General features: G+C 48.5%; 11 protein-coding genes. 10 read left to right on the forward strand and 1 reads right to left on the reverse strand.

What is annotated here, in order from left to right; translation table 11 throughout:
- The first annotated feature begins 681 nt into the window (after positions 1-681).
- From ACX3YD_RS20005 to ACX3YD_RS20025, 5 genes are all read left to right on the forward strand, one after another.
- On the forward strand, positions 682-2,052 hold the full coding sequence (locus tag ACX3YD_RS20005) for a hypothetical protein (protein WP_139272962.1): 1,371 nt from the start codon (positions 682-684) through the stop codon (positions 2,050-2,052).
- 4 nt (positions 2,053-2,056) lie between these two features.
- Positions 2,057-2,920 (forward strand): serine protease, encoded by an 864-nt coding sequence (locus ACX3YD_RS20010; protein ID WP_082643865.1) that lies wholly within the window; start codon positions 2,057-2,059, stop codon positions 2,918-2,920.
- Between the two features lie 1,032 nt (positions 2,921-3,952).
- Positions 3,953-4,162, forward strand: coding sequence for a hypothetical protein (locus ACX3YD_RS20015; protein WP_225441873.1), 210 nt, complete (start codon positions 3,953-3,955; stop codon positions 4,160-4,162).
- Positions 4,163-4,196: 34 nt separating this feature from the next.
- Positions 4,197-4,487 (forward strand): hypothetical protein, encoded by a 291-nt coding sequence (locus tag ACX3YD_RS20020; protein WP_199918170.1) that lies wholly within the window; start codon positions 4,197-4,199, stop codon positions 4,485-4,487.
- Positions 4,488-4,504: 17 nt separating this feature from the next.
- Positions 4,505-5,683, forward strand: coding sequence for a tyrosine-type recombinase/integrase (locus tag ACX3YD_RS20025; RefSeq protein ID WP_057005156.1), 1,179 nt, complete (start codon positions 4,505-4,507; stop codon positions 5,681-5,683).
- A 12-nt stretch (positions 5,684-5,695) separates the two neighbouring features.
- On the opposite strand, the gene ACX3YD_RS20030 is transcribed toward ACX3YD_RS20025, so the two are convergent.
- Positions 5,696-6,307, reverse strand: a complete 612-nt coding sequence (locus ACX3YD_RS20030) for a hypothetical protein (protein ID WP_084318072.1) — start codon at positions 6,305-6,307, stop codon at positions 5,696-5,698.
- A gap of 245 nt (positions 6,308-6,552) precedes the next feature.
- Between ACX3YD_RS20030 and ACX3YD_RS20035 the strand changes: the two genes are divergently transcribed.
- From ACX3YD_RS20035 to ACX3YD_RS20055, 5 genes are all read left to right on the forward strand, one after another.
- Entirely contained in the window at positions 6,553-7,500 is a 948-nt protein-coding gene (locus ACX3YD_RS20035; RefSeq protein WP_159439515.1) for a radical SAM protein, read from the forward strand.
- Between the two features lie 333 nt (positions 7,501-7,833).
- On the forward strand, positions 7,834-8,940 hold the full coding sequence (locus ACX3YD_RS20040; protein ID WP_057005157.1) for a Fic family protein: 1,107 nt from the start codon (positions 7,834-7,836) through the stop codon (positions 8,938-8,940).
- 509 nt (positions 8,941-9,449) lie between these two features.
- Positions 9,450-10,463 carry an SIR2 family protein gene (locus ACX3YD_RS20045; RefSeq protein WP_057005158.1) on the forward strand — a complete coding sequence of 338 codons (1,014 nt, stop codon included), beginning with the start codon at positions 9,450-9,452 and terminating at the stop codon, positions 10,461-10,463.
- Positions 10,464-10,472: 9 nt separating this feature from the next.
- Positions 10,473-12,200, forward strand: a complete 1,728-nt coding sequence (locus tag ACX3YD_RS20050) for an ATP-binding protein (protein WP_057005159.1) — start codon at positions 10,473-10,475, stop codon at positions 12,198-12,200.
- A gap of 9 nt (positions 12,201-12,209) precedes the next feature.
- Positions 12,210-13,847: a YaaC family protein gene (locus ACX3YD_RS20055; protein WP_225441874.1), complete on the forward strand. Its 1,638-nt coding sequence runs from the start codon at positions 12,210-12,212 to the stop codon at positions 13,845-13,847.
- Positions 13,848-14,015 lie beyond the last annotated feature (168 nt).

Consider the following 14,015-nt stretch of genomic DNA (forward strand, 5'->3'; position numbering starts at 1 on the left):
CATTAAATTTAGCTCATCACTCTGTGATGCTCAAGGCAAGGCGGTAAGCCAGGGCTGAGGAGTTTATCAAGTGCATATTATAATTGAGTACATTTTTCGACCTGTCGAAGCGAGACTTCAATAGTTAAGAAATATTGGCAAGCGCGGGAGTGAACGGAGGGGAGGAAATTCAGCCTTCTTCGGCTCGTGCCTATTCAACGTGTTATTACCGGCCGTCGCCCAGTCCCTCCTCTACCGTTTTAATTGACGTGCGCAGATTACTGCCTGATTGACGTTCGCCCGCCAGCTACGTTGATGGCGGCCTATTTCGCTACTTGAAGCCCCTTACGAGCGGTGTATCTGATTTTTCTGCAGGTGTGGCGTCAGCGCATTGCTGCTGTCCTTTTGTTATTCGAGGCGGGAGAAATTAAGAAAATGAGATCGGTAAAATAAAAAACGATTAATTATAGCCTGTTATTTAATTTGCGCTTGATAAAAAGTTGAGATGCTCCGTTTGTAATTTGTCGAATGACGGCTAGCATTTAGGATGCGTCGCTCGTATTGCTTCTACTCGTAGGGGTTGCCGCCATGCGGATAAATACAGTACTCATTTGCTGCTTGCTGTTATCCGGTTGTGCAAGCGTTGGAGAAAGCGATAGAACTCTGCAGACAAGAATCGCTTGGTCACAGAAGTGTCCCGCTTTGATTGACGAAAAGGAAGTTGGTGATAATCGCAGTCTGGTGCTGGGAGGCTTGATTGCAGTAGTTGCACCTCAACTTATCACCGGCGCAATTGATGCTGCGGCAGCATCCTTGAAGGCAGCGGGGGAAAGTAAGTCTATAGTTAGTGTTGGAAATGTGGATGATTATTTTTATAGTGTGACACAGGATGCTGATTTGACAGTAAAATCAAATGTCGGTTGTTTAATTGTTATTCGAGGCCACTTTAAGAATGTCAATGATTCCCCTGGGGGGACCTCGGCGTCAAATATTGCAGACCTAGAGGGATTGGTCGATACGATTTTTAGGGCAGAGCTGAAAGTTGTGCCATTGAAAGGGGCAAAGTATTTTCAGCTTAAACCAGTTTATCTGAAGGTTGAAAAATTTGAAGATAGGTCGTGGTTTTCGTCTTCTGTCCGAGATTATTCAGTCGCGATTAATTTAACCGCGCTAGGTGAGAGCGTTCCATTTGCTTCTACTATTATAAATTTTAAATCTGTGGGTCTGAGGGACGGCATTAAAGAAGGTATTAAGGAAGGGGACTGGCGTTTGTTTGGGGTGCAGAGTTCGCCTCTTGCATTTCCAGCAGAAATGGCTGATGTAAATAAAGCAAAAGAAAAGCGTGAAAAAGAAATTGCTCCCTATCTTTTGGCTTACAGCGTTTTGGTGCCGAGCCCTGAAAGTGATCTTCCCACTCGTCCCTCCTTGTATGCCGATAGTGATGTTGACCATGCTGTAAAAAAGTACTGTGCTGAAGTGCAATCACTGAACACAAAAGTCCCTAAAAAATTTGGCATCAACGATGAGCGCTGTGGTTTCATGGTGGAGGCTGCTCGCCAGGAATTCGAGCATAAGCTTGAAAAAGCCGAAAGAAATGATAGTAATCAAAAGTGGGCAAGCAGTTTTTGTACACCAGACTTGACGAAGGAACATTGCAAGGAATTTAAGCTAGATAAAAAATTAGAGGGGCGGGGGTTCGGGTTTTTCAATACGTCGGCAACTATAACGGAAGTAAGTAAGGGTAGTAAGTTTGCTGCTTACTTGGGCGAGGCTTTAAAAGCTTCGGAGACAGAATTGAGCACTGCTATACAAGATAAAGTTATATCATCAAAAGTTAAAGCAAATAAACTCGCTAAGGAAGAGGCCAAACGAACTGGGCGCCAGGATGTTGTGTTTTCGGATCTAGACGTAGATGAGGCGGAGGCGGAGCTGGCGGACGTAATGCAGGATGAAAAATCGAGTTTGCATGACCTAGCTGCGGCAAGGGTTAAATTGATTAAGGCGAAAATAGCGTCCAACAATAGTCGCAGGAGTGCAGGACTTCCATTGCTCTATTCGTACTTAGAGGAATGATGTAATGATCGCTCGAAAAGTTATAGTTTTTATAATGTTGTTAATGGTTTGCAAAGGCGCGTCTGCCGGAGAATATGAGCCCCAAAGTGTAGTTGATTATTTGATCCATGGCGGGCATATGGCTAAACCGGATGGAAATCAATGGCAAGTCGCGTTGGTTGAGTCCGGTAGGACCCATTTGGATGGAATATTTTGCAGTGGTACGCTGATTAATAATAAATGGGTACTAACGGCTGCGCATTGTTTGATGGATCCATTGGATTGTGAGAAGCCTAGGGCGGGATGGTTCTGGGTACTATATGGAAGTACTGATTTAGTTGTTAGCGCAAAACTTGTGGCTCCAAAAAATACAGTGATTAATCCAAATTATCGTTGCAAGCCTTCCAGAGATGATATTGCTTTAATTGAGTTGGAAGAGCCTGTGTCTGATGTTGGTTATGTGATTCTGGCAGATGCATTGACTGAGTCTAAATTAATAGCGCCTGAGCAGGCGCTATTAATTTCTGGATGGGGGAAAACTGCTATTGGAAATCCTGTTTCTCGCTATCTCATGGAGGCGGAAATTAAGGTTGTAAAAAATTCGTTATGCGAGAAAGCAGTTGGCTTGAGTGATAAGCTTCCATCAAATGTTATTTGTGCTGGCGGGGGCGGAAAAGATTCTTGTAAGGGGGATAGTGGCGGGCCGCTATATGTGAGGGGAGGGAGTAAAATTACTCAAGTTGGAGTGGTTAGTTTTGGGCGTGGGTGTGGTGAGGGGCCAGGTGTTTATACAGGAGTTTCAGCTTACATGGACTGGATTAGCAAGATTGCGGTAACTTCTGTCAGTTCGCGTTGTACTGCCAAAGATATTCGTGAGCTGCGGTGTTAAATGTCTTTTGCGATGGACGCGTTTCAGGTCAAAAGTTGAGCGATCCCACGTGTATGTGCTGAATGGCTCGAAGCGTGCCAAATATTAAGGAGCTACGCTTCAAGTCGAATGGTAGGACTGCGCGCCAGCAATAGATCGAGCAAGGCGGTCATGCTCCTTCAGGAGCAATTGACCTTGCTGACACTACAAAAAAAGCTGGACCTTATAAAAGAGGCAGTGCTGCCTTTCTGGATATGAAATAAGCCACGTTTCTACAGTGGAAAAGCGAGCGCACATGTTGATTTCCTCGCTTTGCGGTTACGCTGAGGCTGGCTGAAATACTGGTATTCGTCGCCCGGTTGCGAGGTCGCAGTCTGTGACGCTGGAAGATTTCGCGATTTACATGCGGATTGCAAATAGAAGCCTTCAGATGGTCACATGCAATAGTCGCGTTTCTGCCGAAGCAGAATCTCAACGTGGCACAGCTCATGCTATTGTTTTGAGAAAGCTCTCTAATGTCCGACCTCAGAACTGCCCAGCATAGCGTCTATTCTCCAGCCATCAATCGATGCTGAATCTGTAGTCCGGATTGCACCGAGTGTGCGTTTGCGCTCGCGCTGCTCCCACTCGAAAACATCACCGGCGTCCCAGAGGTTGCAGCTCCCAGCGTGCTTCATGCACGGAGCCGGAAATGGATTCGCTATTCGCTTCATGCGGCGAAACAGCGTGCGGCTTGAGCAGCGAAAACGCTCGCATAAATCCTTCGTCGAATAATAGGCGTTCATCTCATTTCCCCATTCGGGATCATGGCTTCTACGCTACATGAGGGCGTTGCGGGAGCCGCCTCTCGTATTCCTCTTAAGGTCTATCCGGATCGTGGCGGACTTTCGCAGATCGATGCAGAGAGATCGAGAAAGAATCACAACTAAAAAGTGTGAAAATTAATTAGTTGTAAACTGAATTAGTAACACTATTAAAATATTGATCCTGAACTTTTGTATATGACAGAAAGAGATATTAGGAATGCAGATTATAATTAAGGGGGACATGACAATGCCTCAATTGCGTCAGGCGTTTTATGAGAAGCTCCTGGAGCTTGAGGAGGAGTTTGGTGTTGAGCACCTAAAGGGCGCAACCTTGTACATTAATCCGATCAATGAGTTTGGAGAGGATGTTGTCTTGCGAAACAAGTATGGACAAACAGTCCATAAATTATTCAGTCATGGGCCGTATCGGTGTTCGGCTGAAGAATTTAAAATATAGTTAGAAATAAAATTTTGTGTCTGGATAATTAAAAATGGAGATTAATATTGTCATGGAATTCCCTCGCTATGTGAATATTGAACAAGCAAGAAATGTACTCGCTGAAAGCGGAGTTGAGCTTACCCAGCGGCAAATAAAGCGGGCGGCAGACCCGGATGCAAACGGAAAGCGTAAGCTTCCATTTTTTGTTGATCCCATCGATGGTCGATTGAAAATTGATAAAAACCTTTTGGTGGAGATTTATACCAGTTGTCAGGTGAATGCTCAAAATAATGCACATATTAATGCGGCCAGTCTTCGGAGTGTATTTGACCGAAAAAGTTAATTGCGATATGCAGAATCATGTCGGATATCAGGAAAAAGATAGGAAAGAAGGGTGTTACGTACCAGGTTCGCTATGCGGACAAGGGTTCGAAATCAGGTTATTCCTATAAGACTTTCGCAACGGCCAAAGAAGCGCGGCAGTTTCGGGAATCCCCGAAAGAGACACATGCCGGAGGCGGACTCAGCGTGCCTCAGGCCATCGACAAGTGGCTGAGCATTTGTGAGAAAGAGGGGCGCGACGGCAGGCCCCCGGTCTCCAAGGCAACCCTCGACTACTACACCTATATCGCCAGGATCATGAAGGGCTATACGTGGGAGACAGATCTGCGTGGTCTCACCAAGCCTGATGTCGTGGCCTTCCGATCCTGGCTGATCAACGAACACGGTCGCTACCTAGCAGCCAAGACGCTGACCTACTTTCACGCAGTCGTTGCTGAAATGGCGACACGCGGCGCAGTCGAGTCGAACGCTGCCCTCGGCGTTGGCGTGCGCCAGGAAACACGGTACGACGAAGAGGTAGTCATTCCGTCAGAGCAGGAAGTACGAGACCTCCTGCAAGCGGCAGACGATCTCGCCAACTCGACTAATCTCCGCGTCAAGAATGCCTGGAAGCGCTATCGCCCAATGTTGTACCTCGCCGTAGATTCCGGCATGCGTCCGCAGGAGTATGTAGCCGTTGCTAGAAGCAGTTTCCGCGACGGCGGTGTGCACGTAGAGCGCGCCATTGATCGCAGTGGCGATCTGTCTGTCCCCAAGACACCAGCAGCCCGCCGTTTCATCGAGCTAAGCCCCATCACGCTGGACATCGTGTCCGAGTACATCAAAGGTCACGAAGGCCCGAACAACTATGATCTGGCCTTTCCGACCGAGACAGGGACGTGGCAATCGCTCGATAACTGGCGCAAACGCGGGTTCGATGAGGTTTGTAAGAAGGCAGGTGTTATCAAGATTGAGAAGATTGACGACGAGGAAGTCGTCAGATCGCGGTACTCGCCGTATTTGCTGCGGCACTACTTTGCGTCCGTCCTAATCGCGCAAGGGACGGACATTGCAAAGATCAAAACCCTTATGGGTCACACAAACATCAGTACTACGTTCGATGTTTATGCCCATCTCATTCGCCAGGCCGAGAACAAAAAGACTCGTCGCCAGGGGATGATCTTCCAGATGACAGACAGTAAGTCACAAGTTGATTGACGGGACTTTTTGTTATGGGGTTCGTGTAATCGAACGCAGTGACGGGCTGCTGCAATCAATTAGTTGATTATATCGCGCGAGATTTTCTCGGCTGTAATCCTCGCACTCAATGTCACGGCGGAAGTGATATGGATGCGGCGGCGGATTCTTCATAAAGGCCATCGCCTCGTCGGACTGGAGCGGTGCTATACCCTTGCAAAATGCGGAGAGATAAAGTGCGGCGTTCGCTGGCGTCAATTTTAAGTAACCCCTACTGCGTAGCGAGGTGATAATGTCCAAGCCTGCACCGCTTTGCTTTAGATAATTCGCAGGGCTAGGAGCAGCCTCGGATGCCTCCGTTACACAGAATTGGCAAAAAGTTGGATCGATAAGATACCACCCACTATCCGGCCCTTCCGAGACTTCGACAACAAGCGCGGCATGACCCTGCATCCAGTAACCTTCAAGAGATTGAGTAGCTAACGGCTTGGCTGGCACGCCTAGGTCTTGAAATGCATATCCAGCGACACACTGTGCCAGGCCACAGCAACCAGCGAAAGCTGCTTGTAACTCCGTTAAGTCTCGCTGATTCAAATAGTCGGTATGCAATTTCGTGGCGTAACGCAGGATTTCCTGCGTTTTCATTACAATTTCATCGAGTAATACAGGGGTGTTGTGGGGCAATGCTCCTCGCTTTCTTTAGATATAGCATAACATTACATATTAGGCTAGAAAAAAGCAGGCTGGCAGCACCAAATGCAAGCCTGCGTTTGCAGTAGTGAAGTGATGGACCTACGCTTCTTGTGCGCCATTGAAGCTCGCTTCAGCGTTTCAATGCCGTTAACCAGGCGATGCCTGAAACCGTTCTCGATCTAAGGAGACTTTATGCTATGCACGAAGAACCTGTTCGTAACGTACCTTCAAACCAGCCGAAATTTGATTTTTTGTGGCTTGAATTAACCAATCGATGCAACCTGCAATGCAGCCACTGTTACTCGGGGTCTAGCCCATATAGTGGCGACAGAGACTTCCTAACCGAGGCTGATTATCTCCGGCTGATCGAAGAAAGTTATGCCTTGGGCTGTCGCCAAATTCAGTTTATCGGTGGCGAGCCGACACTAAACAAAAGCCTGCCTGTGCTGATTGAGCGCGCTTCAAAAATTGGTTACGAGTTTGTAGAGGTGTTCACAAACCTTGTTAAAGTAAGCGACGTATTAATAGATACTTTCAAAAAATACAGGATTTCTGTCGCCACATCGTTCTATTCAACTAATGCTCTTACGCACGACGGAATTACTGGTTCGGTTGGAAGCTTTAGCCGCACAACAGTGAATATGCGGAAAATTCTCGCAGCAGGCCTTGATCTGCGGGTCGGGCTTATAGAGATGGAGGCGAATTCAGGTGAGTATCAGTCTGTTTTTAACTACCTGACAGAGATGGGGGTTATGAATATTGGGTACGATCGCATCCGTGGATTTGGACGAGCGCAAGAAAACGATACATGCTCGATGACGGAGCTTTGTGGTCATTGTGCCGAAGGGGTTCTAGCCATCGGACCTGATGGAGTCGTAGCCCCATGCATCATGTCGAAGCAGTGGCCGGTAGGCTCTGTACTATTCAGCAATCTCACGGAGATCAACTGCTCAGAAACGTTGAGGGCAACCAGACAACGAATTGCGGAGGCAACAAGCTCTACCGACGCCTTCTGTCAGCCGGAGTGTGGCCCTAATAATAAGCAGTGCATTCCAGAATGCGGGCCTTCCAGGCAATGCCCGCCTTGCGGACCAAATGCGGGTCACAAGTGCCCTCCCAACGGGAATTGTACCCCAGGACGTTAAGTCGTTAGGCAGATATAGTCATTACAAGGGTGAGGAGGAGCCGCGACGGCCCGAGGTTTGTCTGTGCGGCAACTCTGTCCATCTTAATGAGTGAGGCGCTGCCGGTTGGCGTTAGCGCTGTGCTAGCCCTATATATTCCTTCAGGAGCGTGTGGCAAATATGTGGCTAGCACTAACTAAGTAGTTATAACTATACATATTTATTTAGCTTCCAAGGCCATAAGTCCTTTCATTCATCTAGAGAGTAAATTAACTATATTAATGAGGCGATTAATCGGGCTATCCGTCTCATTAATTAGCTGGAAATGAGACGATTAAGGGATATATTCGTCTCATGACGTATAACTGGCAACAACCTGATTGGCCCAACTTTCGTTACGATCTTTCATTCGTGGAAGATCTTCTTTTTGACTTTGCAGAGAAAACTGGCCATATCGCCGGACTCCTGCAAGGGTTGCCCGACAATGCCCAGCAGGAAATAATTCTCTCTCTTATGGTTTCGGAGGCCGTTAAAACGTCCGAGATTGAGGGCGAGTTCATTCAGCGCTCCGATGTTATGTCCTCGATCCGGAACAATCTCGGCCTCAGTCCTGCTCATGAAGAGGTAGGGGACAAAAAGGCGCAGGGTGTCGGTGAACTGATGGTTGCCGTTCGGCAAAGCTTTGCAGCCCCGCTTACTGAGACGATGCTGTTCGACTGGCATAGCAGGCTTATGGCTCCCTTCGTCAAACGTCTCATCGTCGGTCAATGGCGGAGTCATGAGGACCCGATGCAAATCGTCTCCGGACCTCTTGGTAAACAGCGAGTCCATTTTGAGGCGCCATCTTCCTCCGATGTTCCGAAAGAAATGGCAGGCTTTATCTACTGGTTCAACGACACAGCCCCTGGCGGTAATAATAGTCTCAAAAGCCCGGCAGTCCGCTCAGCCATTGCGCATCTCTATTTTGAGAGCATCCACCCATTTGAGGACGGCAATGGCCGCATCGGGCGTGCCTTGTCGGAAAAGGCCCTTTCCCAAGGGTTAGGCCGCCCTGTCGTCATGAGCCTGTCAAAGGCCATCGAGTCCAATCGAAAAGCCTACTATGGGGCTTTGAGCGACGCTCAAACCTCCAACGACCTTACAGAATGGATCGCTTATTTCACGCGCACAATTCTCGATGCTCAAAACGATACTGAGCAAACAATAAATGCTGCACTGTTCAAAACTAAAATCTTCGACCGCTATCGCGGGAAGCTGAATGACAGGCAGATGAGTATCATCAGCTTTATGCTGGAAAACAGCCAAGACGAAAGCACTCATATGCGCACGAAGACATACATGAAGATGACGGGGGCCTCAAAAGCGACAACGGCGCGAGACCTCCAGAACCTCGTTGAGCTCGGTATTTTTAGGCAAGCTGGTGAAGGTCGTAATACGCATTACGAAGTTGAAGTTATTTGACCAGTTTTATTGATGGTCACTGCTGGCTTTGGATGTTTCTTGAGAATCGTGTGGCAAGTGTGTGGCGAGCGCCACTTAAGTATCTGTAATCATTGATATTTTTATAGCTTCCCAAGCTGTAGGTCGCCGGTTCGAAGCCGGTCGCCCGCTCCATAATGAAATCAATGGTTTAACGGTCGTTTTTGATCTCAAATTGGAGCGTTTTGGTGGTTTTTGCCACAAAAACTCACCCGCGAAAACCCGCAGAAATCCGCCATTGTCCGCCGTAGGCTTTTTGAGCTTGTGGCCAATTTGTGGCCAATCCGCCCGGCTCGCAGGCCAGCATTCTCCTGGAGAATGGCGAATCGTCGGGGCTGGTCTGCTTTCGGGCTCTGGAGTATGTTGAGCGCTGACCATAATCCAAATCAGCACAGGATTCTGTTCGGTGATTCCAAGGGTATTGAGCCTTGTAGGCTGATAGGCCGTCAGGCGTAGTTTTTAGGATCGACACAAACGACAAGGATAGAATTTTGTCTGACCTGAATTTCGAAAAACAAGCGCAGGACTATTACGGTAAGGCTCCTCTCATCATCCTGGGCAGCGGTGCATCTGCTGCCCATGGCATGTCTGGAATGGGTGCGCTTGCGAAGCACCTGGTCGAAAATACCGACATTTCGGGCTTGTCTGCTGCCGAGATTGAGGCTTGGGAGAAATTCTGCCAGGTCTTATTGGACGGCGTTGATCTGGAGTCGGCACTGCATCAGGTGGCCGTTACTGAAGAGCTGACCTCCAGGATTATCACCGCAACCTGGTCGCTCATCAGCTCTGAAGACATTCAAATCTTCCACGATAGCCTTCAGAGCCAAGCGATGTTTCCGCTGAGTCGGCTGCTGCGCCACATGTTCAAAAGCAGCCTCACCAAAATAAATATCGTCACTACGAATTATGACAGGCTGGCAGAATATGCCTGCGATCAGGAGGGGGCCCATCATTACACGGGCTTCTCACACGGGTTTTTTCGGCAGCGCGCCGAACCGAATGAAATCAAGTCTGCACGCAGGGTGAATATCTGGAAGGTTCACGGTTCTCTGGACTGGTTCAAATCGCCTCTTGAAGACATCGTAGCCCTTTCAAACATTCAAGGGATACCTGCTAACTACAAGCCGACAATCGTGACCCCGGGCACTCAGAAATATCAAACGACGCATTTGGAGCCATATCGCTCGACTATTCACAATGCCGATTTGGCCATTACCGCTGCTAACTCATACCTGTGTATTGGCTACGGCTTCAACGACGAGCATATTCAGCCGAATATCATGTCTAAATGCCAGCGCCAGAATACCCCGATCACGATCATTACCTATGCGCTCTCAGACGCTGCCAGGAAGCTCATTCTTGACGGCAAGGCGCAGAATTACCTGGCAATAGAACGGGGAGCAACAGACGACCAGTCCATCGTCTACTCCTCTTTGAATGAGACTCCGGTGACCGTTGAAAAAAACATCTGGAGTCTTGAGGGTTACCTGTCACTCATCATGTAGGAAGAAGAGATGCCGATTTTTAACTTTAAGGATAAAGACGCACTTGGGAAGGTCGCCTCCGTTGACACGACAAACGTGATCGTGGACGTGGAAAATGTCGACCAGCTCAAAAGGTTGCAAGTCAACCATCTGGCGGTGCTCCAAAGCAGCAGGCCCGGACAGCATCTCATCGGCCTCATCACCCAGGTGACCCGCAAGCGCGGCATCGAGGACATCGCAGGCGATGGCATCAGCGACCAGACTTCAGAACTGAACCTGTGCAAAATCGCCCTGATTGGCACCATGCTGGATCGTGACGGCGGCAAAGAAAACGTCTTTCGCCGCACTCTGGAAAGCGTCCCGGAAATCGACGCGAATTGCTTTTCGCTAGAGGGCGAAAACCTTACTGGCTTCATGCGTACGCTCTCCAGCGTTTCTGCCGATGGGAATGCGCTGACACTGGGCAAATACACACTGGACGAACACGCCGTTGCCTACCTCAACGGTAACAAGTTTTTCCAGCGCCACGCATTCATCGGCGGCAGCACCGGATCAGGTAAATCCTGGACGACAGCCAAGATCATTGAGCAGATGGCAGGACTCTCTACAGCGAACGCCATTGTTTTTGATCTTCATGGTGAATACTCGCCATTGGTGGGCCAAGGCATTCAGCACTTCAAAGTGGCCGGTCCAGCAGATGTTGAGGCTAAGCGCACCATTAACGATGGTGTGCTTTACCTGCCTTACTGGCTGCTTTCGTATGAAGCACTCGTGGCAATGTTTGTTGACCGGAGTGACCAGAATGCGCCCAACCAGGCCATGATTATGGCGCGTGAGATCAACCAGGCGAAACAAAAGTACCTGGAAGATGGTGGCCAGAAAGATGTACTGAAGCACTTCACCGTCGACAGCCCGGTCCCCTTTAACCTTGATTTCCTCATGGGCCGGTTGAATGACATCAACGTCGAGATGGTTCCCGGTGCTCGCGGTGAAAAGCAAGGGGATTTCAACGGAAAGCTGTCACGCATGATTTCCCGCCTTGAGAACAAAATTTCTGATCGGCGTCTTGGCTTTATGTTCAACGGCGGCGGAGATGTTCTGGATTTCTCCTGGCTTGAAAAGTTCACCACTGCCGTGCTCGGAAGCTCTGGAGAAAATGGTAAAGCTGGTATCAAGATCATCAATTTTTCCGAGGTTCCATCAGACGTTCTCCCGCTGATCGTTTCCCTTGTCGCGCGGGTCACATTCTCTGTCCAACAGTGGACACCATCCGAGCTGCGCCATCCTATTGCGCTTCTGTGTGATGAAGCGCACCTCTACATGCCCCAACGAAGCATGGCGGAATCAGCTGACGATATTTCCCTGGATATTTTCGAGCGCATCGCCAAGGAAGGCCGTAAGTACGGTGTCAGCCTTGTGGTGATAAGCCAGCGTCCGTCCGAGGTGAATAAAACGATGCTCAGCCAATGCAGCAACTTCGTATCTATGCGGCTGACCAACGCCGAGGATCAGGGCGTTATCAAGAGACTTCTTCCCGATAGCCTCGGTGGGTTCAGCGACATCCTGCCGACCCTCGATACAGGCGAGGCCTTGGTTGTCGGTGATGCGAGCTTGCTGCCAAGTAGAATCAGAATCGATGAACCTAAAAACAAACCGAATAGCGGGACGGTCAATTTCTGGGATGAATGGCAAAAACCGGTAAAAGATAAGCGCCTTTCGGTTGCTGTCGATAACTGGCGTAAGCAAAACATCCAGTAAGTGATCCCTATGGATGACCTCAAGGGCGCGGAGCTCTTGAGGTCATTACACGACGCATATTTTCCAGCGAGGCCAGGGCATTTTGATGCTCTTGGCTTGTCCTGTCGCCACGCTCAAAGTATTAAACACCAAGGATTTTTGGAGGCGAACTTAATGATTGACACCGGCGCGACTGTACGAATGGATATTTTGCGCAAGGCCGCAGACCAGCAAATTCTAAAGCCTTTGAAATCATATGGCTGGAGTGCAAAAATAGATTCAGAGCATGTCCCTGGAGAGTTTCTTATCGTAAGCGCGTCAAAGCTTAGTCAGGAACATAAAGTCGCTTTAATGTATTCATCCGCTACCGATAATAGGCACTACAAATTTTTAGATTCCGAAGTGGAACACATTTTTACTAATGGCGAGCTCTATATGGTTGAAAGTTTTGCGTACGGAATAAAATCTAAGGTAACTCCGGTAAGCGACTTTTTTCCACTCATGATTGAATGGAGTAGGGCACTTACGCCACCGACAGAAACCACAATAAAAAACAAGATTCTGAAAGGCTACATTCAAATAACGGCCGAAAAGCCGATAGACGGTATATGGGCTCATCTCAGTCAGCTCGCCAGCACTACACTGGCGAAAAAGCTAATCTTGCGAAGATCTCAAGAGGAAGGAATAGAACTTTCAGAGCACCAGTTGGAAAGCAAGGCAGCAGGCGTTGCTTTCTCTATCAGAAACGCATCCGATTATTTCAAAAGCGCGCAAAATGAAAGCCTGAATAAAAGAATTCTCAGTTTGTACTATGGCTCTTTGGCACTAGCATTTGCGGAGATGCTGGCCGCACCGCACGGTCCTATGGACCTCGATGAGGTGGAAGGTATGACCAAGTATGGCCATGGCCTATATACGGTCGCCTCCAATACAAACGATTTTGGGGGGCTGACAGTAGGTGTATTGGCAACAGGATTTTTCCCCCGGTGGGCAAGTTTTTTAGGGCATGACGTTAGCGCTTATCCCAAGAAGAAAGCGACATCTGCCAGCGACTTAAGTAATCTTGCTTCTGGAAGCTTTGCAACATTGGAGCAACTATTCTCGACTCTTCCTGAGCTGGGTAAGTTATTCGTAGACGTCTATGATTCCGAGCCTTCATGGGTTCACGCTGTCTACGATTCGGGCGCCGGTCACAGGCTGCATGGAAAACAGACAGGCAGCAGCTATATAAAACTAATTGATCAGACCTCTAAAATCAGTGCTGAGCGTTTAGCACGAAACGGTTGGGCTCTCACAGAAATTGAAGCTGTAGAGGAGGAGCCTAAGTCGAAAGTATACCGAGCAAGAGTCGATCATGATGGCCTCGAATACTGGTATCAAGCATTACCTTTACACCATAGTTCCTTTTTTCAAGGAAATGCGTTGATTCTGCCTGTCCTCGGGGGCGTTTATGAGTACAGAGCAATCAGTCTCTCGTTGCTCTATGCGCTCTCAATTCTTGTGCGCTATATGCCAAGTGCTTGGAGGCGAGTAGAAGGGGGTGACTGGGATCAGCATTTTGCGTTAGTGAAAATGGTGCTAGATGTGTTTGAAAGAGTTCTTCCTCAGCAGTTTTTAGAAAGCATCACAAATCAAAAAATACATTCAAGCATGCCGGGTGGATTTTAAAACTCATGTGCAGGCTATAATGCCACAAGGTTGTCATGAAGGCCCTTGAGGGGTGACGGGCCCTTGAGTTCACTCTCGCGTTTTTTTGGAGTTTGTTCTGAACTCTGAATCTTTAAACGGTTTTTTGCTATATTCGTCTCACGCGCATGTGCGTCCTCACGGAGATAG

The sequence above is a fragment of the Pseudomonas fluorescens group sp. PF-1 genome (genome assembly GCF_054481335.1).